The organism is Geodermatophilus sp. URMC 65 (assembly GCF_053502545.1).
This window is the reverse complement of record NZ_CP199954.1, coordinates 3,686,241-3,709,526: the sequence shown is the minus strand read 5'-3', so window position 1 is coordinate 3,709,526 and position 23,286 is coordinate 3,686,241. Positions and strand designations below refer to the sequence as shown.

29 protein-coding genes are annotated in these 23,286 nt (G+C 75.3%); 15 read left to right on the top strand and 14 right to left on the bottom strand.

The window, feature by feature from the left end; genetic code table 11:
• Positions 1 to 9 precede the first annotated feature (9 nt).
• From pssA to ACWIX7_RS18000, 4 genes are all read left to right on the top strand, one after another.
• A complete protein-coding gene (gene pssA / locus ACWIX7_RS18015; protein ID WP_448617794.1) occupies positions 10 to 837 on the top strand; it encodes a CDP-diacylglycerol--serine O-phosphatidyltransferase in 828 nt (275 codons plus the stop codon).
• The gene (locus tag ACWIX7_RS18010) at positions 834 to 1,316 is read left to right on the top strand and encodes an N-acetyltransferase family protein (RefSeq protein ID WP_448617793.1); all 483 of its coding nucleotides are present in this window, start codon (positions 834 to 836) and stop codon (positions 1,314 to 1,316) included. The genes pssA and ACWIX7_RS18010 overlap by 4 nt, the downstream gene beginning before the upstream one ends.
• Positions 1,317 to 1,464: 148 nt before the next feature.
• Positions 1,465 to 1,650 (top strand): hypothetical protein, encoded by a 186-nt coding sequence (locus ACWIX7_RS18005; protein ID WP_448617792.1) that lies wholly within the window; start codon positions 1,465 to 1,467, stop codon positions 1,648 to 1,650.
• 25 nt (positions 1,651 to 1,675) lie between these two features.
• Entirely contained in the window at positions 1,676 to 2,458 is a 783-nt protein-coding gene (locus ACWIX7_RS18000) for an HAD-IIA family hydrolase (protein ID WP_448617791.1), read from the top strand.
• Between the two features lie 130 nt (positions 2,459 to 2,588).
• On the opposite strand, the gene ACWIX7_RS17995 is transcribed toward ACWIX7_RS18000, so the two are convergent.
• Entirely contained in the window at positions 2,589 to 3,071 is a 483-nt protein-coding gene (locus tag ACWIX7_RS17995; protein WP_448617790.1) for a hypothetical protein, read from the bottom strand.
• A gap of 122 nt (positions 3,072 to 3,193) precedes the next feature.
• Between ACWIX7_RS17995 and ACWIX7_RS17990 the strand changes: the two genes are divergently transcribed.
• Together ACWIX7_RS17990 and ACWIX7_RS17985 are read left to right on the top strand one after the other, a co-directional pair.
• Positions 3,194 to 4,216 carry a diacylglycerol/lipid kinase family protein gene (locus ACWIX7_RS17990; RefSeq protein ID WP_448617789.1) on the top strand — a complete coding sequence of 341 codons (1,023 nt, stop codon included), beginning with the start codon at positions 3,194 to 3,196 and terminating at the stop codon, positions 4,214 to 4,216.
• Positions 4,217 to 4,550: 334 nt separating this feature from the next.
• The gene (locus ACWIX7_RS17985; protein ID WP_448617788.1) at positions 4,551 to 4,802 is read left to right on the top strand and encodes a WhiB family transcriptional regulator; all 252 of its coding nucleotides are present in this window, start codon (positions 4,551 to 4,553) and stop codon (positions 4,800 to 4,802) included.
• Positions 4,803 to 4,976: 174 nt separating this feature from the next.
• On the opposite strand, the gene ACWIX7_RS17980 is transcribed toward ACWIX7_RS17985, so the two are convergent.
• The gene (locus ACWIX7_RS17980; RefSeq protein WP_448617787.1) at positions 4,977 to 6,473 is read right to left on the bottom strand and encodes a sensor histidine kinase; all 1,497 of its coding nucleotides are present in this window, start codon (positions 6,471 to 6,473) and stop codon (positions 4,977 to 4,979) included.
• Positions 6,474 to 6,841: 368 nt separating this feature from the next.
• Between ACWIX7_RS17980 and ACWIX7_RS17975 the strand changes: the two genes are divergently transcribed.
• The gene (locus tag ACWIX7_RS17975) at positions 6,842 to 7,150 is read left to right on the top strand and encodes a GNAT family N-acetyltransferase (RefSeq protein ID WP_448617786.1); all 309 of its coding nucleotides are present in this window, start codon (positions 6,842 to 6,844) and stop codon (positions 7,148 to 7,150) included.
• A 78-nt stretch (positions 7,151 to 7,228) separates the two neighbouring features.
• Here the strand turns inward: ACWIX7_RS17975 and ACWIX7_RS17970 are convergent, their stop codons facing one another.
• On the bottom strand, positions 7,229 to 7,450 hold the full coding sequence (locus tag ACWIX7_RS17970; RefSeq protein WP_091212776.1) for a biotin/lipoyl-binding carrier protein: 222 nt from the start codon (positions 7,448 to 7,450) through the stop codon (positions 7,229 to 7,231).
• A 41-nt stretch (positions 7,451 to 7,491) separates the two neighbouring features.
• Positions 7,492 to 8,535, bottom strand: coding sequence for a biotin carboxylase N-terminal domain-containing protein (locus ACWIX7_RS17965; RefSeq protein WP_448617785.1), 1,044 nt, complete (start codon positions 8,533 to 8,535; stop codon positions 7,492 to 7,494).
• Between the two features lie 228 nt (positions 8,536 to 8,763).
• Here ACWIX7_RS17965 and ACWIX7_RS17960 point away from each other — a divergent pair, with 228 nt between their 5' ends.
• Positions 8,764 to 8,838 (top strand): 50S ribosomal protein bL37, encoded by a 75-nt coding sequence (locus tag ACWIX7_RS17960; RefSeq protein ID WP_014377707.1) that lies wholly within the window; start codon positions 8,764 to 8,766, stop codon positions 8,836 to 8,838.
• A 134-nt stretch (positions 8,839 to 8,972) separates the two neighbouring features.
• On the opposite strand, the gene rsrA is transcribed toward ACWIX7_RS17960, so the two are convergent.
• Positions 8,973 to 9,320 carry a mycothiol system anti-sigma-R factor gene (rsrA, locus tag ACWIX7_RS17955; RefSeq protein ID WP_448617784.1) on the bottom strand — a complete coding sequence of 116 codons (348 nt, stop codon included), beginning with the start codon at positions 9,318 to 9,320 and terminating at the stop codon, positions 8,973 to 8,975.
• Positions 9,317 to 10,027: a sigma-70 family RNA polymerase sigma factor gene (locus tag ACWIX7_RS17950; RefSeq protein ID WP_448617783.1), complete on the bottom strand. Its 711-nt coding sequence runs from the start codon at positions 10,025 to 10,027 to the stop codon at positions 9,317 to 9,319. The genes rsrA and ACWIX7_RS17950 overlap by 4 nt, the downstream gene beginning before the upstream one ends.
• Before the next feature lie 251 nt (positions 10,028 to 10,278).
• Between ACWIX7_RS17950 and ybaK the strand changes: the two genes are divergently transcribed.
• Positions 10,279 to 10,752 carry a Cys-tRNA(Pro) deacylase gene (ybaK, locus tag ACWIX7_RS17945; RefSeq protein WP_448617782.1) on the top strand — a complete coding sequence of 158 codons (474 nt, stop codon included), beginning with the start codon at positions 10,279 to 10,281 and terminating at the stop codon, positions 10,750 to 10,752.
• A gap of 73 nt (positions 10,753 to 10,825) precedes the next feature.
• Here the strand turns inward: ybaK and ACWIX7_RS17940 are convergent, their stop codons facing one another.
• Positions 10,826 to 12,376, bottom strand: a complete 1,551-nt coding sequence (locus ACWIX7_RS17940) for a fused MFS/spermidine synthase (RefSeq protein WP_448617781.1) — start codon at positions 12,374 to 12,376, stop codon at positions 10,826 to 10,828.
• Between the two features lies 1 nt (position 12,377).
• Entirely contained in the window at positions 12,378 to 13,124 is a 747-nt protein-coding gene (locus tag ACWIX7_RS17935) for an SOS response-associated peptidase (protein ID WP_448617780.1), read from the bottom strand.
• 162 nt (positions 13,125 to 13,286) lie between these two features.
• Between ACWIX7_RS17935 and ACWIX7_RS17930 the strand changes: the two genes are divergently transcribed.
• The 4 genes from ACWIX7_RS17930 (at position 13,287) to ACWIX7_RS17915 (ending at position 17,607) form a co-directional block, all read left to right on the top strand.
• A complete protein-coding gene (locus tag ACWIX7_RS17930; RefSeq protein WP_448617779.1) occupies positions 13,287 to 14,747 on the top strand; it encodes an NAD-dependent succinate-semialdehyde dehydrogenase in 1,461 nt (486 codons plus the stop codon).
• A 59-nt stretch (positions 14,748 to 14,806) separates the two neighbouring features.
• Positions 14,807 to 16,087 carry a 3-phosphoshikimate 1-carboxyvinyltransferase gene (gene aroA, locus ACWIX7_RS17925; protein ID WP_448617778.1) on the top strand — a complete coding sequence of 427 codons (1,281 nt, stop codon included), beginning with the start codon at positions 14,807 to 14,809 and terminating at the stop codon, positions 16,085 to 16,087.
• Between the two features lie 119 nt (positions 16,088 to 16,206).
• Positions 16,207 to 17,103, top strand: coding sequence for a ribosome small subunit-dependent GTPase A (rsgA, locus tag ACWIX7_RS17920; RefSeq protein WP_448617777.1), 897 nt, complete (start codon positions 16,207 to 16,209; stop codon positions 17,101 to 17,103).
• Positions 17,104 to 17,175: 72 nt separating this feature from the next.
• Positions 17,176 to 17,607 carry a VOC family protein gene (locus ACWIX7_RS17915; protein ID WP_448617776.1) on the top strand — a complete coding sequence of 144 codons (432 nt, stop codon included), beginning with the start codon at positions 17,176 to 17,178 and terminating at the stop codon, positions 17,605 to 17,607.
• Positions 17,608 to 17,675: 68 nt separating this feature from the next.
• Here ACWIX7_RS17915 and ACWIX7_RS17910 read toward each other — a convergent pair whose 3' ends face one another.
• Positions 17,676 to 18,212 carry a DUF2087 domain-containing protein gene (locus ACWIX7_RS17910; RefSeq protein WP_448617775.1) on the bottom strand — a complete coding sequence of 179 codons (537 nt, stop codon included), beginning with the start codon at positions 18,210 to 18,212 and terminating at the stop codon, positions 17,676 to 17,678.
• Between the two features lie 52 nt (positions 18,213 to 18,264).
• Between ACWIX7_RS17910 and ACWIX7_RS17905 the strand changes: the two genes are divergently transcribed.
• Both ACWIX7_RS17905 and hisN read left to right on the top strand, forming a co-directional pair.
• Positions 18,265 to 18,441 carry a DUF2795 domain-containing protein gene (locus ACWIX7_RS17905; RefSeq protein ID WP_091212799.1) on the top strand — a complete coding sequence of 59 codons (177 nt, stop codon included), beginning with the start codon at positions 18,265 to 18,267 and terminating at the stop codon, positions 18,439 to 18,441.
• A 22-nt stretch (positions 18,442 to 18,463) separates the two neighbouring features.
• On the top strand, positions 18,464 to 19,270 hold the full coding sequence (gene hisN / locus ACWIX7_RS17900; RefSeq protein WP_448617774.1) for a histidinol-phosphatase: 807 nt from the start codon (positions 18,464 to 18,466) through the stop codon (positions 19,268 to 19,270).
• Between the two features lie 42 nt (positions 19,271 to 19,312).
• Here the strand turns inward: hisN and ACWIX7_RS17895 are convergent, their stop codons facing one another.
• Genes ACWIX7_RS17895 through ACWIX7_RS17875 form a run of 5 tightly spaced genes read right to left on the bottom strand, consistent with a single transcriptional unit; the run spans position 19,313 to position 23,251 of the window.
• The gene (locus ACWIX7_RS17895; protein ID WP_448617773.1) at positions 19,313 to 19,489 is read right to left on the bottom strand and encodes a hypothetical protein; all 177 of its coding nucleotides are present in this window, start codon (positions 19,487 to 19,489) and stop codon (positions 19,313 to 19,315) included.
• Between the two features lie 51 nt (positions 19,490 to 19,540).
• Positions 19,541 to 20,941 carry an FGGY family carbohydrate kinase gene (locus ACWIX7_RS17890; protein WP_448617772.1) on the bottom strand — a complete coding sequence of 467 codons (1,401 nt, stop codon included), beginning with the start codon at positions 20,939 to 20,941 and terminating at the stop codon, positions 19,541 to 19,543.
• Positions 20,938 to 21,441: an XdhC family protein gene (locus tag ACWIX7_RS17885; RefSeq protein WP_448617771.1), complete on the bottom strand. Its 504-nt coding sequence runs from the start codon at positions 21,439 to 21,441 to the stop codon at positions 20,938 to 20,940. The genes ACWIX7_RS17890 and ACWIX7_RS17885 overlap by 4 nt, the downstream gene beginning before the upstream one ends.
• Positions 21,438 to 22,238 carry an alpha/beta fold hydrolase gene (locus tag ACWIX7_RS17880; RefSeq protein WP_448617770.1) on the bottom strand — a complete coding sequence of 267 codons (801 nt, stop codon included), beginning with the start codon at positions 22,236 to 22,238 and terminating at the stop codon, positions 21,438 to 21,440. The genes ACWIX7_RS17885 and ACWIX7_RS17880 overlap by 4 nt, the downstream gene beginning before the upstream one ends.
• On the bottom strand, positions 22,235 to 23,251 hold the full coding sequence (locus ACWIX7_RS17875) for an aldo/keto reductase (protein WP_448617769.1): 1,017 nt from the start codon (positions 23,249 to 23,251) through the stop codon (positions 22,235 to 22,237). Before ACWIX7_RS17875 ends, ACWIX7_RS17880 begins: the two co-directional genes overlap by 4 nt.
• Positions 23,252 to 23,286 lie beyond the last annotated feature (35 nt).

Sequence of the window (23,286 nt, the reverse complement as noted above, 5' to 3'; positions counted from 1 at the left end):
AGGCCCCTGGTGCCCAGCTCCTCGTCCGGAGCCCGGCTCCCACAGACCCGGCGCACGGCGACCGTCGAGTTCGTGCGCGGATCGGTGCGCGGCAGCCGGCGACGGGCGCTGGCGACGCTGCCCAGCCTGTTCACGCTGGCCAACATGATGTGCGGCTTCGTGGCGATCCTGGTCTCGATCCGGGGCCAGTACACGCTGGCCGCCGTCCTGGTCGGGCTGTCGGTGGTCTTCGACATCGCCGACGGCGCCGTGGCCCGGCTGGTGGGGGCGGTGACGCCCTTCGGCCTGCAGTTCGACTCGCTGGCCGACCTGGTGTCCTTCGGGCTGGCCCCGGCGCTGGTCGCCTTCACGCTGTTCTCCGAGGGCCGCGACGCCTGGGACCCGCTGGGCTGGGTCGTCTGCGGCCTGTGGGTGGCGTGCGCGGCCATCCGGCTGGCGCGCTTCAACACCACCATCGACCCGACCGCGGACAAGCGGTACTTCACCGGCATGCCGAGCCCCGGCGCGGCCGGTGTCGTGCTCGCCTCGGTGTTCGCGTTCGGCGGCCAGATGCAGGGCAGGGAGCGGCTGTGGGTGCTGCTCATCGTCGCCGTCCCGGCGCTGCTGATGGTCAGCACGATCCGCTTCCGCTCGTTCCGCTCGCTGGTCAGCCCGAAGAGCGGGCGGCCGTACGGGCTGATCGTCGCGGCGCTGGCGGTCATCGTCGGCTTCGCGTTCGTGCCGGTCGTGACCGGCTGCGTCCTGGCCTACGGCTACCTGCTGGCACCGGTCCTCGTGCCGGTGTTCGCGCCGCTCGGCCGGCTGGTGCCGGCCCGCCTCAAGGAGCTGCTCACGTGACGGTCCGGCCCATCGGCCCCGACGACGTCCCCGTCGTGGTGGGCCTGGTGCGCGAGCTGGCCGAGTACGAGAAGGCACCGCACGAGGCGCGGATGACCGAGGACCAGCTGTCCGCGGCGCTGTTCGGCGACGCCCCCCAGCTCTTCGGGCACGTCGCCGTGGCCGGCGGACAGGTCGTCGGGACGGCGCTGTGGTTCCTCACCTTCTCCACCTGGCGCGGCACCCACGGCATCCACCTCGAGGACCTCTACGTCCAGCCCCGGCACCGCGGCAGCGGGCTGGGCCGGGAGCTGCTGCGCACGCTCGCCGACCTGTGCGTGCAGCGCGGGTACGACCGCCTGGAGTGGTCGGTGCTGGACTGGAACACGCCCTCGATCGAGTTCTACGAGTCAGCCGGTGCGGTGCCGATGGACGAGTGGACGGTCTTCCGCCTGACCGATGACGCCCTGGCCACCTTCGCGGCCGACCGCCGCTCCTGACGACGACGCCGCACCGCCCGGCTGCCACCGTGGGCGTGGTCGCCCGCGTGACCTGGGTCCCGATGCCGCGCACACCGTTCGCCGTCAGCCCTCCGCGACGCCCGGGTCGCTCGTCCTCCGTCCACGGGACGACCCCCACCTGCTCCCGGTGCACTCGCACACCGTGCAGGTGCTCACCCTGTGCACGCCGAGCGGCCTGGAGTCCCTCTTCGTCGGACTCGGCCGTCCGGCACCCGACCGCACCGTCCCGGTGGGTGAGCCCGGACCCGACGCCGAACGGGTCGCCACGCTCGCCGGGCACTACGGTGCGGAGGTGCTGACCGCCTGGCCATGAGCGGCCCGACCCCGAGGACGTGCGCGTGACGACCGACCGCAAGCCGGCGGAGTGCTGGCTGACCGACATGGACGGCGTCCTCGTGCACGAGGGCCTGGCGCTGCCCGGCGCCGCGGACTTCCTCGACCGGCTGGTCGCGGCGGGCCGGCGCTTCCTCGTCCTCACCAACAACTCGATCTTCACACCGCGCGACCTCGCCGCGCGGCTGGCGCGGTCGGGCCTGCAGGTGCCCGAGGCGTCGATCTGGACCTCCGCGCTGGCGACCGCGGACTTCCTGTCCACCCAGTTGCCGGGCGGCTCGGCCTACGTCATCGGCGAGGCGGGCCTGACCACCGCGCTGTACGAGGCCGGCTACACGCTCACCGACACCGACCCGGACTACGTCGTCCTCGGCGAGACCCGCACGTACTCCTTCGAGGCCATCACCCGCGCCATCCGGCTGGTCGGCGCCGGGGCGCGGTTCATCGCGACCAACCCCGACGTCACCGGCCCCTCCCCCGAGGGCCCGCTGCCGGCCACCGGCTCGGTGGCGGCCATGATCACCCGCGCCACCGGCTCGGAGCCCTACTTCGTGGGCAAGCCGAACCCGATGATGTTCCGCAGCGCCATGAACCGGATCGAGGCGCACTCGGAGTCGACGGTCATGATCGGCGACCGGATGGACACCGACGTCGTCGCGGGCATCGAGGCCGGCCTGGACACCATCCTGCTGCTCACCGGGTCGACCCAGGCCGCCGACGTCGCGCGCTTCCCGTTCCGGCCGGGCCGGGTGCTGGACTCGATCGCTGACGTGGTCGACCTCGTCTGAGAGAGGACCCCGTCCTCCTCACCGTGGAAGGACCCCGTCCTCCCCACCCCTTTGCTCCGCTCGGGGCGGTGCCCTGGACGGGGCTGGCGGTGAGCCTCTGGACAGGGCCGAGGGGACGCGGCGTCCTTCGTCAGCGGTCCTCGAACGCGAGCCGGGCCTCCGGGGTGGCCAGCAGGTACAGCTCGGTCGCCACCAGCACCAGCAGCGGGACGCCGACCCACGCGCCACCCCACTCGAACGCCGAGTAGTAGCCGAACAGGCCCAGCAGCAGCTGCAGGAAGACGACCGGCCCGCGCGACCACGGCGACACCCGCCACAGCCCCACGGCGGCCGCGCCCAACGCGACCGCGAAGATGCCGACGTAGACCACCTCGGCCAGGGCCCGCCCGACGCTGTCGGCGGTCGAGGTGAACGTGAGGACGAGCAGCCACAGGGCGACCGCGGCCAGCCCCGCGGCCTCCACGCCGGCGACCAGCGCCGCCCGGCGCACCGCCGTCGGGGGCGCCGCTCGTTCCCGCTCCGGGCGTGGCGGCGCCGGCTCGGCCGCGCCGCCGAGCAGCCGTTCCACCCGCCGGCGGTCCCGCGACGGCCTGGCTCCGGACTGCTCGGTCACGACCGGCAGGGTACGCGCCGGGACACCCCCGGGACGGCGTCCCGCGGGACCCCCGAGCCCGTTCCCGCGCCCGTGCCACGCCAGCGCCGGGGTGGGCCGCGTCGCTGGCTAGCCTGACTGCCATGCGCGCGCTCGTGGTGGCCAACCCGGCGGCGACGACGACCAACCGCGGCGTGCGCGACCGGGTGCTCACCACCCTCGCCGGCGAGCTGCAGGTGGAGCTGGCCGAGACCACCCACCGCGGCCACGGCAGCGAGCTGGCTCGCAAGGCGTGCGTGGACGGCGTCGACGTCGTCCTCGCCCTCGGCGGTGACGGCACGGTCAACGAGGTGGTCAACGGCCTGCTGCACGACGGCCCCGGCGAGCACGTCCCGCCGCTCGCCGTGGTGCCCGGCGGGTCGACAAACGTGTTCTCCCGCGCGCTGGGCCGGGCCCGCGACCCGCTGACCGCGACCCGCGAGGTCCTCGACTCCCTGCGCGCCGGGCGCACCCGGCGCATCTCGCTCGGCACGGCCAGCGTCCGCGGCGCCACCACGGCGCCGGCCCGGCTGCCCGACCCCGCGCTGGCGCAGTCCGCCGCCGACGCCGGGGCCGCGGCCCACCCCGGGTGGAGCGAGCAGCGCTGGTTCGCCTTCTCCGCCGGGCTGGGCTTCGACGCCGACGTCATCGGCCGGGTGGAGGTCCACCGCGCCCGCGGGCTCCGCTCGACCGGGCTGCTCTACGTGCTCGAGGCGACCAGCACGTTCGTGTTCGGCCGCGAGCGCCGCGACCCGGCGATGTCGGCCCACCCGCCCGGGGGTCCGCCCCTCGACGGGCTCTTCCTCTGCCTGGTCTCCAACGTCTCGCCGTGGACCTACCTGGGCGCCCGCGCGGTCAACCCGACCCCGGACGCCACCTTCGACAGCGGCCTGGACGTCTTCGCACTCGGCCGCACCGGGATCGTCCGGATGCTGCACCACGTGCGCGAGGTGTTCGCCTCGCGGCCCGACGTCCGCGGCGAGGGGGTGCACCGCTGGCACGACCTGGACGAACTGACCCTCACCGCACGCCGTCCGCAGGGGTGGCAGCTCGACGGCGACCACCTCGGGACGGCGACCGGACTGCGGGTGCGCAGCGTCCCCTCGGCGCTGACCGTCGTCGTCTAGCCTCAGGAACCACACGGTTCCGCTGGTGGTCGCTGACCTGCGCTTTCACACGGACCCGGCCGCCTGTCAACGGACCGCGCGGGAGCTTCCGCTGGCCGAGTGGCGAGCCCTACCATGGCCGTGGTGAGCTTGCTCACGAGGGGTCGACCGATGCCCTCGTTCTGCTTGACAGGTGTCCTCGCCGTGAAAACATCGCGGGAGGAAAGCAACCTGTCGGTAACACTGCACGAAGTCGCTGTGCCATGGCGCTGGTCACCCCGGTGCCGGCCTGCGGATCGTCCGAGGCCGGCGACGACTGCACCACACCGTAGACGACATCGAGGAGAACACCGCCATGGACTGGCGCCACCGCGCGCTCTGCCGCGACGAGGACCCGGAGCTGTTCTTCCCCATCGGGACGACCGGCCCCGCTCTCGTGCAGATCGAGCAGGCCAAGGGTGTGTGCCGCCGCTGTCCCGTCACCGAGTCGTGCCTGGACTGGGCACTGCGCTCGGGGCAGGACTCCGGCGTCTGGGGTGGGCTCTCGGAGGACGAGCGGCGGGCGCTCAAGCGGCGTCAGGCCCGCACCCGCGTCCGCACCGTCTGAGCACACCGCACCACGGCGCCCGGGCCCCGAGCCCGGTACCGCCACACTGCACGGCCACGGGGCCGGTCCGGGATCCACGGACCGGCCCCGTGGCGTGTCTGCGTCACCGTCCGCCGACACCGCGGCCAGGTGTCGTCCCCACCGACGCTGAGTCGCTGCCCGTGGACCGATGGCCTAACGGCGGAGACGGCCCGCGCTGGGGAGGGTGAGCACCACCTCGGTCCCGGTGCGGCAGTCGGCGGGGTGGGAGGGCGGGCTCGTCATGGCGAGGCTGCCACCGAGCTCGCTGGCGACCAGCGTGCGCACGATCTGCAGGCCCAGTCCCTCGCTGGCGGAGGGGTCGAACCCCTCGGGCAGCCCCCGTCCGTCGTCCACCACGCGGACGACGAGGTCGTCACCGTCCCGCTCCGCCACCAGCTCGATGCTGCCGGGGCTGCCGTCGGGGAACGCGTGCTCGGCGGCGTTGTGCAGCAGCTCGGTGACGACCAGCACCAGCGGCGTCGCGGCGACCGCCGGCAGCTCGCCGAACTGGCCGACCCGGCGCGTCCGCGCGGCGGGGCCCACGGAGGTCAGGTCGCCCAGCATCGGCAGCACCCGGTCGAGGACGTCGTCGACGTCCACCACGTCCTCCCGGCTGCCGGCCAGGGTCTCGTGCACCACCGCGATCGACGACACCCGGCGCACCGACTCCTCCAGCGCCTCGCGGGCGGCAGGCTCGGTCATCCGGCGGGCCTGCAGCCGCAGCAGCGCGGCGACCGTCTGCAGGTTGTTCTTCACCCGGTGGTGGATCTCCCGGATGGTGGCGTCCTTGGTCAGCAGCGCGCGGTCCCGCCGGCGGACGTCGGTCACGTCGCGCACGAGCACCAGCGCGCCCTCCTCGGCACCGGGCGCCTGCAGCGGCAGCGCCCGCACCAGCAGGGTCGCCCCGACACTGTCGACGTCCATCGGGTCGGGGAACCGCCCGGCCACCGCGGCCCGGATGCCGGCTGCCACCGCCTCGCCGGCCACCCGGTCGACCGCGGCGTCCCGGGTGAGCCGGGCCAGGTCGGCACCGACGACGTCCCCCGTGACGCCCAGCCTGCGGTAGGCCGACAACGCGTTGGGACTGGCGTAGACGGCCCGACCGTCGGCGTCGAGCCGCACGAGCCCGTCGCCCACGCGTGGGCTCAGCTCGGCGTCCAGGGGCTTCTCCGGCGGGAACGTGCCCGCCGAGACCATCAGGCAGAGGTCGGCGGCGATGTCGAGGTAGGTCAGCTCCAGGGTGGACGGCGACCGGGTCACCGCCAGGTTGGTGTCCCGCGCCAGGACGGCGACGACCACGCCGTCGTGGCGCACCGGCACGACCTCCCGTCGGCGCGGGGTGCTGCCCGACCAGTCCGGCTCCCCCTCGGTCACCGGGCGGCCCTCGCGGTGCGCCACCACGAACGGCTCCGCGGCCGGACCCTCCACCTCCGAGCCCACGAGGTCCTCGGGCTGGCTGGTGGGGGCGGTGAGCGGGCGCACCTGGGCGACACACCACCACGCCCCGGTGGGCAGCGGCACCCACAGCGTCAGGTCGGCGAACGACAGGTCGGCGAGCAGCTGCCAGTCGGCGACCAGCCGGCGGGCGTGGTCGACCTGGGCCGGTGCGGACGCCGAGCCTCGGGTGAGGCGTTCGGAGAGGCTGTTCATGGTGGCTCCGAGGGTATGAGAGAGGACCCCCTGCCCCTCACCGAGGAAGGACCCCCTCCTCCCCACCCCTCGCACGCTCGGGGCGGTGCCCTGGACGGGGCCAGCGGCGGGCCCCTGCAGGGAGCCGTCTGGACGAGGGGTGCGAGGAGGGATCCGCTCAGGCTCGTCGCCGTGTCCTGGTCCCCCGACGCACCGGCCCGGACCGTGACCGCGCCCGCCCCGACGACTCCCGCGGATCGGGCAGCTGACCCACGACGTCCACGTGAGCGGCGGGCTGGCCTCCCCCGAGTACGGCGTGCAGCTGCGCGACGTCGCGGCGCGGGCCGACCCGGGCCGAACTGCTCGTCGTGCGGGACGAGGAGGGCCGCGTGGTCGGCAGCGTGGCGCTGGTGCTCTCGGGTGACTTCGGCGAGGTCACCCGGTCCGCCGACGAGGCGGCGTTCCGGATGCTCGTCGTCGACCCGGCCGTGCAGGGCCGCGGGATCGGCGAGCTGCTGGTGCGGACCTGCCTGGAGCAGGCCCGCGCGGCCGGCAAGCGGCGGGTGGTGCTCTCGACGGAGCGGCGGATGACGGCGGCGCAGCGCCTCCACCAGCGGCTGGCCTCCACCCGGCTGCCGGAACGGGACTGGCAGCCCGCGCCCGGCGTCGACCTGCTCGTGTACGCCCTCGACCTCTGAGGCGGCCCCGCCCCGGCCCCGCTGGCCCCTTGCACGGTCCCGCCGCGAGCCTGCGAGTGGCGGGGGGCAGGGGGTCCTTCACCCGTCGACGGTGGCGATGAGGTCGCCCTCCTGGAGCACCTCGCCCTCGACGACGTGCAGTTCGCGGACGGTGCCGGCCCGCTCGGTGAGAACGGGGATCTCCATCTTCATCGACTCGAGGATCACCAGGGTGTCGCCGGCCGCCACCTCGCTGCCGGGCTGCACGAGCACCTTCCAGACGCTCGACACCATCTCGGCGTGGACCTCCTCGACCGCCACCGCACCTCCCTGAGCTCGTCGTCGGCCCATCCTGGCACGCGTCAGACCTCGGACGCGGGGCTCCCGGAGGCCAGCCGCTCGAGCACCGCGCACACCTCGGGGCCGTCGTGCGGCACGCCGACCTCCGGCACCGCGCCGAGGACGTCGCTGGCGGCCCGAGCGGCGGTCGCGGTGTCCCGGGCGCCGGCGCTGATGGTCGCCAGCAACGCGTCGTACCAGCGGTCCAGCCGATCACCGGGGTCGTAGCCGCTCACCGCGACGACCTCGACCCCGCGCTCCACGGTGGTGTGCCGGTCCGAGCGGGGCAGTCGACCGGTGACCCGCCCACCCCGACCCGGCGGCAGCGTCGAGCGCAGCTGGACGGTGACCGCCCGCCGCGGCGGCGCGCCCGTCCCCGTGTCGGCGGCCGAGTCGCCCGCCGCGCTGCGGAGCGCCAGCTCGACGGCGTCCACGCCGTGCGCCCGCTCCAGCACCGTCATGTCGAGGGAGAACCCGGCCGCCACCTCGGCCAGCTCACCGTCCGGGGCGATGCCGACGGTGACCAGGCCGCGCCAGCCGATCTCGGGCAGCCGCTTGGCCGTCGGAGGCAGCTCGAAGGGCTCCTCGGGGGTCCAGGAGACGCGCGCGATGCCGGCGGCGCGGTCGCGCGACACCGGGGTCGTGCAGCGCAGGCCGCCGTCGGTGACCACGGCGAGGAACCCGCGTTCGCTGGCCGGCTCGACGCCGTCCCCACCGAGCCGCTCCAGCACCGCGGCGGAGGGCCCCACCCAGGTGAGGCCGGCGGCCACCACCGCACCGGCCAGCCGGGCGTTGCCGGCCAGTGCCGGGGGCACCGGGAGGACCGCCCGCGCGCCGCTGCGGCGAGCGGCCTCGACGATCCGGTCCACGGCGAGGTAGGACTCCGCGGCGGGGGCCGGACCGAGCAGGATCGCGTCGTCGGCCAGCCGCACGTGCCGGGCGTTGCGGTCGGCCTCCGAGTGGACAGCGACGGTCTTCACGTCCAGGCGTGAGCAGGCCGCCATCACCGCGCACGCGGCCGGCCCGCGGCCTGCCACGAGCACGCTCTCGATCCCGACGTGTGCCACGTCCCGAACCGCCTTCCACCGACCTCGACGCGCTCCAGCCTCCCAGCCTTACCCCGCGCCCCACCGGACCGCCACAGGGGGCGGGTGCCGCGCGGGCTCGTGAGAGGCTGGGGGTCCAGCCTGACGGGTCCACCCGGGGTGGCAGCGCCACACGCGCCCCGGGTCACCCAGAGGTGTCCAGGGGCCCGGCACCGGGCCCGCAGCGACGACGAGGGAAGGAGGGCAGCGATGTCCAAGCGTGGACGCAAGCGGCGCTCCCGCAAGGGGAACAAGGCCAACCACGGCAAGCGCCCCAACGCCTGAGAGAGGACCCCGTCCTGCTCACCGCTCGCAAGCTCGCGGCGAGCCTCTGGACGGGGCCAGCGGGGCCCTGCGGAGGGCCGAGCGCGGGAGGCCCAGAACCCGACGGGTTCTGGGCCTCTGGCGTTCGAGGGTCTTCAGGCGGTGGTGGGGCGCTCCTGCGTGCGCTCCACGCTGATCCGCTCGACGCTGACCTGGGTGCCGTCCTCCTCGAAGGAGACGCTCGTCAGCTGCAGCTTGATCCGGTCCCGCAGGCCGGGCGGCGGGGTGTCGCCTCCGCAGCGCCGGCGGACCAGGGCCTTGAACTCCTGCTCGATGCCGAACTGCCGCAGGCAGCCCGAGCAGTCCTCGAGGTGCTCGGCGATGACCTCGCGCCGGGCGGGCTCGGTCTCGTGGTCGAGGAACTCGAACACGTGGGACAGGACGTCGTCACAGGAGTCGATCGAGATCGGCTCGCCGGCGTCCGGACGCTGGTCGCTGGTCACGAGCGGCTCGCCTCCTCCCCGGCACCGGCCCGGACGAAGCCGCGCTCCCGGGCGTAGTCGGCCAGCAGCTTCTGCAGCCCGCGGCGACCGCGGTGCAGGCGGGACATCACCGTGCCGATGGGCGTACCCATGATCTCGGCGATCTCCTTGTACGCGAACCCCTCGACGTCGGCGAGGTAGACCGCCAGGCGGAAGTCCTCCGGCAGCTGCTGGAGGGCCTCCTTGATGTCGGAGTCCGGGAGGTGGTCCAGCGCCTCGATCTCCGCCGAGCGCAGCCCGCTGGAGCTGTGCTCCTCGGCGGCGTACAACTGCCAGTCCTGCACCTGGTCGGTGGGGTACTGCTGCGGCTGCCGCTGCTTCTTGCGGTAGCTGTTGATGTAGGTGTTGGTCAGGATCCGGTACAGCCAGGCCTTGAGGTTCGTGCCCTCGGCGAACTGGTGGAAGGCCGAGTAGGCCTTGACGAACGTCTCCTGGACCAGGTCCTCGGCATCGGCCGGGTTGCGGGTCATCCGCAGGGCCGCCGGGTAGAGCTGGTCGAGGTAGGGCAGCGCGTCCCGCTCGAAACGGGCGTCGCGCTCGGCACGGGTCTCGTCGACCTCCGTGCGGCTGCCGCCCTCGCGCGCCTCGGGCACCTCGACCGGCGAGTTCTCCTCGACGGCGTCGGTGGTCGTGGTCTCGGGCGTGCGGTCCACGGACTCCTCAGGCACCGACCGTCCTCTCTGCGGCACCCGGACGCGGGCCACCGCCTCCGACGATCCTAGCCGCGCGGCACCGGGTCGGCCCGGGGGCCGCCGGAGCGCAGGGCGCTGGCGTGCGCTGGTGGAGAGGGTGCTGCTCACGCCCTCTCCAACCGTGCGGGCGTGGGCCCCCATTCCCCGGTGTGAGCGACGGCCCCCTCCCCGGCACGGCCCCGCACTCGCGAGGGGCGGGAGGAGGGGGTCCTCTACGCTCCCGCAGCGTGGCGGCGACCCCCGCGGTGCGGGCTCTCGAGCGGGCCCGGGTGGTCCACACCCTGCACACCTACGACCCGGAGCACGCCGAGGGCCACGGGTACGGGGAGGCCGCGGTGGCCGCGCTCGGCCAGGACCCGCGGCAGGTCTTCAAGACGCTGGTCGCCCGGGTGGACGGCGCCCTGACCGTCGCCGTCGTCCCGGTGGCCGGGAGCCTGGACCTCAAGGCGCTCGCGGTGGCGACCGGTGGGCGGAGGGCGACGATGGCCGACCCGGCCGACGCCGAGCGCACGACCGGCTACGTCCTCGGCGGCATCAGCCCGCTCGGGCAGCGCAAGGCCTTGCCGACGGTCGTCGACGAGTCCGCCCTGGACTTCCCCACCGTGATGGTCAGCGCCGGACGGCGGGGCCTGCAGGTGGAGCTGGCGCCGGCAGACCTCGTGCGGCTGACCCGCGCGCGCACCGCCGCCATCAGCCGCTGAAGGAGGACCCCTCGCCCCCCACCGTGGAGGACCCCGTCCTCCCCCCTTCGCGAGCTCAGGGCGGGATCCGGACTCAGGAGCCCGGGGCGGCGTAGGGGGTGAGCAGCTGGTCGACCGGCGCGTGGTCGTCGGTGAGCACCTCGGCGTCCCCGACGAACTCCGCCAGCCCCGCGCCGGAGGCCGCCCGCCAGTCCAGGTCCCGCTCGCCCAGCGCGGTGCCGACCGCGTCGAGCGGCAGCGGCTGCTGCGAGGCCAGGACCACGACGTTCCCGCCGTCCTCCCCCGCCAGGACGGCGTCCCGGGCGAGCAGCGCGACGTGCGGGAAGACCGCCTGCAGGGTGGCCAGCTCGGCGCGCACGAAGCCCAGCGGCGGGTGGTCGATGAGGTTGGCGACGTAGACGCCGTCGTCGGTGAGCGCGCGGTCGACCAGACCCAGCGCTTCCACGGTGGTCAGCTGCCAGGGCACCGACAGCCCGCCGAACGCGTCGCCGACGACGAGGTCGCGCTCCCCCGGTGCCTCCTGCCCGAGCCCGACGCGGGCGTCGGCGACCTCGACGCGCAGTCCGTCGGTCTCGGTCAGCCCGAGCTGCTCGCGGTCCATCGCGACCACCCCGGGGTCGACCTCGACGACCAGGCTCTCGGTACCCGGGCGGACGGCGGCGAGGTAGCGCGGCACGGTCGCCCCGCCGCCGCCGAGGTGCAGCGCCGACAGGGGCTCGCCCGCAGGCGCCATCGCGTCGGTGACGGCGGCGATCGCCCGGACGTACTCGAACTCCAGGTACGTGGGGTCGACCAGGTCGACGTAGGAGTGCCGCAGCGTGTCGAGGACCAGGACCCGGCCGCTGTCCCGCTCGGGGTCGGCGACCACCCGCGCGCAGTGGTAGGCGGTCTCGGCCTGGCAGCGGCTGGGCGCGATCGCGGCGAGCAGCGCGCCGACCACGGTCAGCAGGAGGAGCGCCACCGGCACCCGCCCGACGGCACCGCCGGTGCGCCGCCGCAGCAGCACCCCGACCGCGATCCCCGCCAGCACGGTGACCAGGCCGGTGCCGACGAGGATGCCGCTGGTCGGGAACACCGCGACCAGCAGGAAGCCGGTGAGGAACGTGGCGGCGATCCCGCCGAGGGTGCCGATGCCCGACAGCCGGCCGACCACCGAGCCGGTCTCGGCGAGGCTGGCCAGCTGCAGCTTGACCACCATCGGCGGCACCGCCGACAGCAGCGCCGCGGGGACGACGACGGCGACGGCGGCCAGGAGCAGCACGCTGCCGGCGTCGGCACCGGTGAGCACCGTCCCGGCGAAGCGCACCAGCGGCAGGACGGCGACCACGAGTGCGCCACCGGCGACCAGCAGCGGCGCGATCAGCCGGCGCGGGTCGGTGCGGTCGGCCAGCGCGCCGCCCGTCCACGCCCCGACCGCGATCGCGGCCAGCGCGAAGCCGATGACCGCGGTGTTGGTCTGCAGGGTGATCCCGACGTAGGGGGCGATCAGCCGCAGCCCGGCGATCTCCAGCACCAGGACGGCGCCGGAGGCCAGGAAGGTGACGACGGCGGCCACCCAGTCGGGCAGCGCGGCCGATCGGGTCCGGTCCCCGCTCTCGGTCAGGGCCTCGTCGGTGCCGGCCACCTCAGAAGAGCGCGGGCTGGTCGGCCGGCGCGGCGACCGACTCGACGCCGGCGGTCAGCTCGACGCCGTTGTTCTTCACGCTGTTGACCGCGGGGCTCACCGGCCGCAGCTCCAGGCCCTCCACCAGCTCCGGCGGGGTCGGCGCGGCCAGCTCCGCGACGTCCTCGCGGGTCGGGTCCAGCCAGTCCGCCCAGCGCTCGCGCGGCAGCACCAGGGGCATCCGGTCGTGGATCTCGGTGAGCGCGCCGACGGCGGGCTCGGTGATGACCGTGCAGGTGTAGAGCCGGTCGTCGCCCTCGCCCCAGACCTCCCAGAGGCCGGCGAAGGCGAGCACCGAGCCGTCGCGCGGGGTCATGTAGTACGGCTGCTTGCCGGGACCGTCGAGCTTCCTGGCCCACTCGTACCAGCCGTCGGCCGGCACCAGGCAGCGGCGGGAGCGGGCGGCGCGGCGGAAGGCCGGCTTCTCGGTGAGCGACTCGACGCGGGCGTTGAGCATCCGGTTGCCGATGGACGCGTCCTTGGCCCACGAGGGCACCAGGCCCCAGCGGACGGCGCGCAGCTCCCGGTGCGCGGCACCGGTGGGCGCCCCCTCCGCGTCGCGCTCCCGCTTGGTGCGCACGACGTAGACGTCCTTGGTCGGGGCGACGTTGTAGTCGGCCGGGAGCGGGGACTGCCCCTCGGCCGGGACCGCGTCGAACTCCAGGACGAGGTCCTCGGGACGGCGACTGGCGGCGTAGCGGCCACACACGGCGGCACTCCTCCCTGCGGACGACGGGCGGCGGCCCGGCGGACCGTGATCACGAGCCTAGAGTGCCCCTCCGACATCCGCCGTCCCCTGCGCGTGCCCCCGGGGGCGAGGGGTAGGACGGAGGGCGGACACAACCGGACACGCGACGGAGGACACAGGGCAGTGACCACCACCGAGACCGCCCCGGCCGGCAAGACCGCCAGCAGCACCGGCGACCGGCCGTACGCGACCGTCAACCCGGCCACCGGGCAGACCGAGAAGGAGTTCCCCTTCCTCGACAGCAACGAGGTCGACGGGGTCGTCGAGCGGGCCCACGCCGCCTTCCAGGAGTGGCGCCGCAGGCCCGTCGAGGAGCGCGCCGCGATCGTCGGCCGGATCGGCGAGCTGGTGCGCGAGCGCCGCGACGAGCTGGGCGCCCTCGTCACCCGCGAGATGGGCAAGCCGGTCCGCGAGGCGACCGGGGAGGCCATGCTGGTCGCCGGCATCTTCGGGTACTACGCGGAAAACGGGCCGCGCTTCCTGGAGCCCCGGCCGATCGACGTCATGGACGGCGAGGCGATCGTCGTCAACGAGCCGACAGGCGTCCTGCTGGCCATCGAGCCGTGGAACTTCCCGCTGTACCAGGTGGCCCGCGTCGCGGCGCCCAACCTGGTGCTGGGCAACGCGCTCCTGCTCAAGCACGCGGAGAACAACCCGCAGACGGCGCTGGCCCTGGAGCAGCTGTTCCACGACGCCGGCGTCCCCGACGGCGTCTACACCAACCTGTTCCTGCGCATCTCCGACGTCGAGAAGGTGATCGCGCACCCGCACGTGGCCGGCGTGACGCTGACCGGCAGCGACCGGGCCGGCAGCGCCGTGGCCTCGCTGGCGGGCAAGTACCTGAAGAAGTCGGTGCTCGAGCTCGGCGGCAGCGACCCGTTCATCGTCCTCGACGCCCCAGAGGTGCAGCAGACGGTGAAGGCTGCGGCGATGTCCCGGACGATGAACGCCGGCCAGGCGTGCATCGCCGCCAAGCGGTTCATCGTCATGGACGACGTCTACGACGAGTTCGTCAGCGGCCTCGCGGAGGTCTTCTCGGGCCTGCAGCCGGGCGACCCGAACGAGCCCTCCACCCGGCTGGGCCCGCTGTCCTCGGAGCGCGCCGCCGCGGACCTCACCGCCCAGGTGCAGGACGCGATCGACAAGGGCGCGACGGTCCTCGCCGGCGGCGGTCGCCCCGACCGCGAGGGCGCGTACGTCCAGGCCACCCTGCTGGCCGACGTCACCCCGGAGATGCGGGCCTATCGCGAGGAGCTGTTCGGCCCGGTGGGCGTCGTGTACCGGGTCTCCAGCGAGGAGGAGGCGGTGCAGCTGGCCAACGACACCCCTTACGGGCTGTCGGCCACCGTCTTCAGCAGCGACGTCGAGCGCGCCCGGAAGGTCGCCGACCAGGTCGAGTCCGGCATGGTCTGGATCAACTCGCCGTCCGGGACCTCGCCGGAGCTGCCGTTCGGCGGTGTGAAGAACTCCGGCTACGGCCGCGAACTCTCCGAGCTGGGCATGTTCGAGTTCGCCAACCGCCGCCTGGTGCGCGTCGCGGGGGCGAAGAAGGCCGAGCCGGCGGACGCGGCCGCGGCCGGCTGAGCCCACCCCTCCCCTGTCGCGCCGGCCGGAGGGTCGGCGCGACAGGGCAGGATGGACGCATGAGCGAGGTCTGGACGACGCCGCACCGCAGCGCGCCGGTGGACGCCGTCGTGGCCCTGCCCGGTTCCAAGTCGCTGACCGCCCGCGCGCTCGTGCTCGCGGCGTTGGCCGACGGGCCCAGCCGCCTGGTGCGCCCGCTGCGGGCCCGCGACACCGATCTCATGGCCGCCGCGCTGCGGTCGCTCGGCGTCGGGGTGACGTCCGACGGCGACGACTGGCTGGTCCGCCCCGGGGAGCTGCGCGGCCCGGCCGAGGTCGACGCCGGCCTGGCCGGCACCGTCCTGCGGTTCCTGCCGCCGGTCGCCGCCCTGGCCGACGGCCCGGTGCGGGTGGACGGCGACCCGCGGCTGCACGAGCGGCCCAACGCCGGGCTGATCGCGGCGCTGCGGGACCTCGGCGTGCAGGTGGACGACGGCGGCCGCGGCCGGGCGCCGTTCACCGTGCACGGCACCGGGCGGGTGCGCGGCGGCGCGGTGACCGTGGACGCGAGCGAGTCCTCGCAGATCGTCTCCGGGCTGCTGCTGGCCGCGGCCCGCTTCGACGAGGGCGTCGACCTCGCCCTCGCCGGCGGGGTGCCGTCGATGCCGCACGTGGAGATGACCGTGGAGTCGCTGCGCGAACGGGGCGTCGACGTCGTCCGCACCGAGCCGGGCTGGCGGGTCGCCCCCGGCTCCGTCGCCGCGCGCGACGAGGTGCTCGAGCCCGACCTGTCCAACGCGGCTCCCTTCCTCGCGGCCGCGCTGGTGACCGGTGGACGGGTGACGGTGCGCGACTGGCCCGCGGAGACCACCCAGCCCGGCGGCCAGCTGGACGTGCTGCTCGGTGCCATGGGCGCCGACGTCGAGCGCACCGACGAGGGCCTCCGGGTCACGGGCACCGGGACGATCCGCCCGCTGGTCGCCGACCTCGGCGAGGTGGGCGAGCTGACGCCGGTACTGGCCGCGCTCTGCGCCCTGGCCGACGGGACCTCCCGGCTGACCGGCGTGGGCCACCTGCGCGGCCACGAGACCGACCGGCTGCAGGCGCTGGACGAGGTGCTCACCGCGGTCGGCGCCCGCGTCGAGCAGCTGCCCGACGGCCTGGTGATCGAGCCGGGGCCGCACCGGGCGGCGCGCCTGGACAGCTACGCCGACCACCGGATGGTGCACGCCGCGGCCGTGCTCGGGCTGGCCGTCGAGGGCGTCGAGGTGCGCGACCCGGGCGCGGTGAGCAAGACGCTGCCGGACTTCGTGGCGCGCTGGGACGGGATGCTGGAGACGCCCGCGGGAGCCCTGCCCTGAGTCCCCGCAGACACGACTCCCGGTCCGACGAGGACGACGTCCGGGTCCGGCCCAGCCGGCGCGGCTCCCGGCCGCGCACCCGCACCCGGCCGACCCACTCCGACGCCGTCCCGGGTCTGGTGGTCGCCGTCGACCGCGGCCGGATGACGGTGCGGATCGAGAGCCCCGCCGGCGTCCCGCTCGAGGTGACCGCGATGCGCGCCCGCGAGCTCGGCCGGCACGGCGTCGTCGTCGGCGACCGGGTGCGGCTGGTGGGCGACACCAGCGGCCGGCCGGACAGCCTCGCCCGCATCGTCGTCATCGAGGACCGGACGACGTCCCTGCGTCGCACCGCCGACGACACCGACCCCACCGAGCGCGTGGTGGTCGCCAACGCCGACCAGCTGGTCATCGTCACCGCGGTCGCCGACCCCGATCCCGCGCTGGGCTTCCTCGACCGCTGCGTGGTGGCCGCCTACGCCGGCGGCCTCGAGCCGCTGCTCTGCCTGACCAAGACCGACCTGGCCAGCCCGCAGCCGCTGCTCGACCGCTACGCCGGCCTGGACGTCGACGCCGTCCCCATGTCGCGGGAGACGCCGCTGGACCCGCTGCTGGAGCGGCTGCACGGGCGGATGAGCGTGCTGGTCGGTCAGTCCGGCGTCGGCAAGTCCACGCTGGTCAACCGGCTGGTGCCCGACGCCGACCGGGCCATCGGCGACGTGAGCAAGGTCGGCAAGGGCCGGCACACGTCGTCCTCGGCGGTGCTGCTCGACCTGCCCGGCGGTGGCACGGTCATCGACACCCCCGGCATCCGTTCGTTCGGCCTGGCGCACGTGACGGCCGAGGACGTCGTCGCCGCGTTCGACGACGTCGCGGAGGCCGCGGTGGACTGCCCGCCCGGCTGCGGGCACACCGCCGAGGACCCCGACTGCGCGCTGGACGCCTGGGCCGATGCCGGCCCGCCCGCCCGCCGGGAGCGGCTGGAGAGCCTGCGCCGCCTGCTCGACGCCGTCGGCCAGCTCGGTCCCGGCTACTGAGAGGACCACCCTTCTCCCCACGTCTCGCACGCCCGGCGCGGGACCCGGGAGGGGCCGCCCACGGAGGTCACCATGGAACAGCAGGTCCACTTCACCACCCTGGCCACCGCAGACCTCGACGCCGCCCGCCGCTTCTACGTCGACGGGCTGGGCTGGCGCCCGCTGCTCGACGTCCCCGGCGAGATCCTCTTCTTCCAGGTCGCGCCCGGCACGGTGCTGGCCTTCTTCGAGGCGGCGAAGTTCGCGCAGGACCTCGGCCGCGGCCCGGCGCGGCCCGCCGTCTCCGGCGTGACGCTGGCGCACAACGTGGCCGACCGGGACGCCGTCCGGGCACTGGTCGAGGCGATGGTCGCGGCGGGTGGCACGGTGCTCACCCCGCCGGAGGAGGGCGCCTTCGGCGGGGTCTTCCACGCGCTGGTGGCCGACCCGAACGGTGTCGTGTGGGAGGTCGGGCACAACCCGGGCTGGTCGGTCGACCCCGACGGCACCGTCCGGCTCGGCTGAGGCGTACACCGAGTGGCGACTCGTCGTGGTCTCGGCCCCCGGGGACGACGACCCGCCACTCGGCTCCTTCAGACGTCGACCCAGCCGCCGCTGCGCCAGTAGAGGCCGGCGTCCCGGGTGAGCAGCCCCTCGTCGACCAGGTAGCGGCGCAGCGCGGCGGTGTCGGGATGCCACACCGCCAGCAACGCGTTGACCTCGCGCTCGGGGTAGCGGACACCGACGTCGAAGACGCGGACCAGGTGCTCGAGCACGACCCGCCGCTTGCTCTGCTGCGCCGGGATGGACACCAGCCGTCCGTCGCGCACGAACGCGGAGAGGACGGCGTCCTCCGCGGGGTCGTCGGACAGCGGCTCGGGCGGCGGGGCGGCCTCGGCGGCGGCGCGGGCCGCGGCGCCGAACTGCTCGGTCAGCAGCTCGAGCTCGTGCCGGTCACGACGGATCAGGCCCGCCCGGCCCAGCCGGCGCGCGGCCAGGGCGACGTCCTTCAGCGGCAGCCCGGTGGCCTCGGCGACCTCCTCCAGCGTGCCGGCGCCCAGGGCGAGGGCGGCGACGACCTTGAGCCGGGCGGGGTCGGCCAGCAGCCCGGCGATCGTCGCGGCGCGCACTCCCCGACGGTATCCGCGCATCGCCCGCGGTGGACGGGGGTAGCCCGGGGCCATGGTGAGCCCCATCGACATCCAGAAGGCCCTCAAGGGCATGGACTACCCGGCCACGAAGGAGCAGATCCTCGAGCACGCCAAGGGCGGCGACAAGGACGTGCTCGAGGCGCTGCAGAAGATCGACGACCGGGAGTACGAGGGCCCCAGCGGGGTCAGTGCCGCGGTCTTCGACTGAGCGCCCGCTAGGTTCGGTGCCCATGACACCGGGCCGGGACTACACGGGGGACATGCACCTGGCGCACGTGCTGGCCGACCAGGCGGACTCGATCAGCCTGGACCGCTTCCGTGCGCTGGACCTCCAGGTCGACACCAAGCCGGACCTCACGCCGGTCACCGACGCCGACCGGGCCGTGGAGGAGCAGCTGCGCATCACGCTGGCCCGCGCGCGCACCCGCGACGCGGTGCTCGGCGAGGAGATGGGCACGACCGGCCGCGGCCCGCGGCGGTGGGTGCTCGACCCGATCGACGGGACGAAGAACTTCGTGCGGGGCGTGCCCGTGTGGGCCACCCTCATCGCGCTGTTCGACGGTGACGAACCGGTCGTCGGCCTGGTCTCCGCGCCGGCGCTCAACCGTCGCTGGTGGGCGGCCAAGGGCGTGGGTGCCTGGACCGGCCGGCGGCTGGAGTCGGCGACCCGCTGCACGGTGTCGGGTGTCGGCCAGCTGTCCGACGCGAGCATGTCCTACTCCAGCCTCTCCGGCTGGGAGGAGCGCGGGCTGCTCGGCGGCTTCCTCGACCTGACCCGATCGGTGTGGCGCACCCGCGCCTACGGCGACTTCTGGAGCTACGTGCTGCTGGCCGAGGGCGCGGTGGACCTCGCCTGCGAGCCCGAGGTCTCGGTGTGGGACCTCGCCGCCCTGGACGTCGTCGTGCGCGAGGCCGGCGGGACGTTCACCGACCTCTCCGGCGTCCCCGGCCCGACCGGCGGCAGCGCGCTGGCCACCAACGGCCAGCTGCACGACGCCGCGCTGGGCCTGCTGCGCCAGCCCGACCCGGCGGCCTGAGACGGTCCCGGCCGGCCTCTGGGGCGGGCCGGGACCGTCTGCTCAGTGCCCGGTGCCGGGGCCGCGGCCGCCCTGGAAGCGACGGCGGGCGTCGTCGATCTTCGCCCGGGTCTTCGGGTCCTTGGCCAGCTGCTGGGCCTTCTCGGTGGCCTGCGCGATGACCTGCCGGCCCTTCGGCGTGTTCGCGAACTGGGTCAGCTTGCTGAACAGCGACGCCATCCCGGTCCTCCTCCGCGTCGTCCGGGCGGCCGTTCCGCCCTCCTGCGCGGGTCAACGTGCCACCCGCGGCTCCCGTTCCGCACGCCACCGGTCGAGCGCGGCCGCCAGCTCCGGTGCGGGCCGGGGCTCGACCACCCGGCCGACCTCCTGCCCCGTCGCGACCTCGGTCCCCGTGCCCCGCCCGGCCAGCAGCGCCGCACCCACCGCCGACGCGCTGCGGATCGGCAGGTACCGCACGGGGACGGCGAGGACGTCGGCGAGCAGCTGCTGGACGACGGCCGGACGCCCGCCCCCGCCGGTGAGGACCACCGGCCCCTCGCCGCCGAGCAGCCCGGCAGCGGCCGCGATCGCGAACACGACGCCCTCGACCGCGGCGCGGGCCAGCTCGGCACGGGTCGTGCCGGCCGACAGCCCCATCCAGCCACCGCGGTCGGCGGGGCCGGCCACGCCGCCGCGCTCGCCGGTGAGGAACGGGCGGAAGACCACTCCCCCGGCGCCGAGCGGGACCGACGCCGCGGCCTCGAACAGCTCGGCGGGCGTCAGGCCGAGCACGCCGCACACCCAGGTCCACGCCAGGCCGCCGTTCTGCAGCGCGGCCATCGCGTACCAGCCGCCCTCGACGTCGGCGTAGCCGTGCACCGGCGGGTCGTCCGCGGGCGCCGGCGTCCACCCGGGCAGCAGCACCTGGGCGCCGGTGCCCAGGTTGACCTGCCGGCCGGCGCGCGTACCCGCGGCGAGCAGGGCCAGCGGGGTGTCGCCGCCGCCGACGACCACGGGCACCTCGCCGACCGGCAGCGCGGCGGCGCCCACGACCTCCGCTGAGGGGCGCACCCGCGGCAGCAGCGCCGGGTCGATGCCGGCGGCCGCGGTGGCCTCGGGCGACCAGCCGTCGGCGACGACGTCCCACAGCAGCGTGGCCGAGGCGTCGCTGCGGTCGGTGACCCGCGGGTCGGCGTCCGGCACGAGCGAGGCGCGCAGCGCGTCCTTCGGCAGCAGCACCGCGGCCGCCCGCCGGAGCAGCTCGGGCTCGTGCGCGGCCAGCCAGGCCAGCACGGGGCCGGTCATCCCCGGCACCAGCGGGTTGGCCAGCGCGGCGCGGACGGCGGCCGGCAGGGACCGCCAGCGGTCCACCTCGGCGGCGGCCCGGCCGTCCGGCCAGAGCACCGCGGGCGCCATGGGAGCGCCGGCGGCGTCGACGAGCACGGTGCCGTGCATCTGCCCGGACAGGCCGAGCCCGGCGACCCGGTGGCCGGTCAGCGCCGGCGCCACCCCCGCCAGCGCGTCGTCGAGGGCCGCCCGCCACACCGCCGGGTCGGTCTGCGCCCAGCCCGGCCGGGGCCGGTCGACGTCGTAGCCGGACTCCGCCTCGGCCACCACCGCACCGGAGGGGTCGACCGCGACCAGCTTCAGCCCGCTGGTGCCGACGTCGGCACCGAGCAGGACGCCGTTCACCGCGGCCGGTGCGCGGCGCCGCCGCTGCGGCCGTTGCGGTCGGCCAGCAGCCCGGCGAGCGTGCTCAGCGCGATCTCGGCCGGGGTCCGCGAGCCGATGTCCAGCCCGATCGACCGGTGCACGCGGGCGACCTCCTCCGGCGGGACGCCGAGTGCGGCCAGCGCCGCGACGTGCGGGCCCTCGTGCCGCGGGTTGCCCATGACGCCGACCCAGCGGACCCGGCGGGCCAGCGCGTCCCGCAGCACCTCGCCGAGCTCCGGCCGGTGGTGGTCGGTGACGACGACGTCGGCGTCGGAGAGGTCCTCGGTGAGGTCGGCCAGCCCCACCACGCCGGCGCCCCGGGTGGGGTCGGGGTCCAGCAGCACCGTGCGGAAGCCCAGCTCCGGCGCCCAGCGCGTCAGCACCTCGGCCACCGGTGAGACGAAGACGGCGACCAGCACCCGGCCGGTGGCCTCGTCGGCGGGCGCACCGTGGGCCACCCCGCAGCTCGGGTCGGTCACGATGCCTCCCCGAGGAAGCCGACGAGCGCCGCGGCGAAGGCCGGCGCCCGGAGGGCGGTGGAGTGGTCGCCGGGGACGACGGCCACCCGGGCACCGGGGATGGCCGCGGCGAGCGTCTCGGGGCGGGCCGCCAGCGGGTCGGCGTCGCCGGCGAGGACGAGCGTGGGCGCGGTGATCGCGGCCAGATCCACCTCACGGGTGTGCACCGCGCGGGCGTGCGCGGCCAGGGCGTGCCGGTCGGCGGCGAGGGCGTCGGCCATCCGGCGGAAGTCGACGGTGGCGGGGTCGCGCACGTCGGCGACGTCGGCCGCCTCCAGTGCGGCGGCCAACCGGGCCATCAGGGCGGCGTGGCGCTCGGTACCACCGGGCTCGACGAACGAGGCACCGGCACCGCCGACGACCAGCCGGCGCACCCTCCGGTCGGTGGCCGCGGTCAGCATCGCGACCGTCGCACCCATCGAGTAGCCCGCCAGGTCGAAGGAGTCGTGGCCGAGTGCATCGGCCACCCGCCGCAGGTCGTCGGCCATCCGGCGCTCCCCGTAGGCGGCGGGATCGTGCGGCTTGTCCGACCTCCCGTGCCCACGGGCGTCGACGCCGACGACCTCCCGCCCGGCCGACAGGAGGACCGCGACCGTCCCGGTGCCGACCCAGTTGAGCCGGGTGTCGGCGACGAAACCGTGCTGGAGGTAGACCGGCGGGAGCTCGCCCGGGGGCCCCCACCGGTGGACCGCGACCGCGACACCGTCGGCGCCGGGCACCCGCAGGGGGGCCGTGGTCGTGGTCGTGGTCGCGCTCACGCCACCTTCTCCGGGCTGTCCCCGTACGCGTAGGAGGAGTCGGCGTAGCGCCCGCCCTGCGCCACCCCGGGTGGCGCGATGTCGCCCAGCCGCGCGAGGTCGGCCTCGGACAGCTCGACGGCGGCGGCTGCGACGTTCTCCTCCAGGTAGTTGCGCCGCTTGGTGCCCGGGATCGGCACGACGTCGTCCCCCTGCGCGAGGACCCACGCCAGCGCCAGCTGGCCGGGCGTGCAGCCCTTCTCCTCGGCCATGGCCCGGACGGCGTCGACCAGCCGCAGGTTGGCCGCGAAGGCCTCTCCGGTGAAGCGCGGGTGGCCGCGGCGCCAGTCGTCCTCGCCGAAGTCCTCCGGGCTGCGGATCGCGCCGGTCAGGAAGCCGCGGCCCAGCGGGCTGAACGGCACGATGCCGATGCCGTGCTCCCGGGCCACGCCGAGCACCTCTGCCTCGAGGTCGCGGGTCCACAGCGACCACTCGCTCTGCAGCGCGGTGATCGGGTGGACGGCGACGGCGCGGCGGATCGAGGTGGCCGAGGCCTCCGACAGCCCGAGGTGGCGGACCTTGCCCTGCTGCACGAGCTCGGCCATCGCGCCGACGGTGTCCTCGATCGGCACCTCCGGGTCGACCCGGTGCTGGTAGTAGAGGTCGATGACGTCGACCCCGAGCCGGCGCAGGCTGGCCTCGACACGGGCCCGCACGTTCTCCGGGCGACCGTCGATGTCCATGCCGCCGCGGTCGTTGCGCGACAGCGAGAACTTGGTGGCCAGCTGCACCTCGTCGCGCCGTCCGGCGATCGCCTCGCCGACCAGTTCCTCGTTGTGCCCGTCGCCGTAGACGTCGGAGGTGTCCAGGAAGGTCACGCCGAGGTCGAGCGCACGGTGGATGGTGGCGATCGACTCGCCGCGGTCGGCCGCGCCGTACGACTGGCTCATGCCCATGCAGCCCAGGCCCAGGGAGGAGACGACCAGGCCGTCGCGGCCGAGGGTGCGGGTACCGACAGGAGAGGGAGAGGTCACCCCGGCATCCTCGTCCCGCCCCGCCCGGGCCCGCC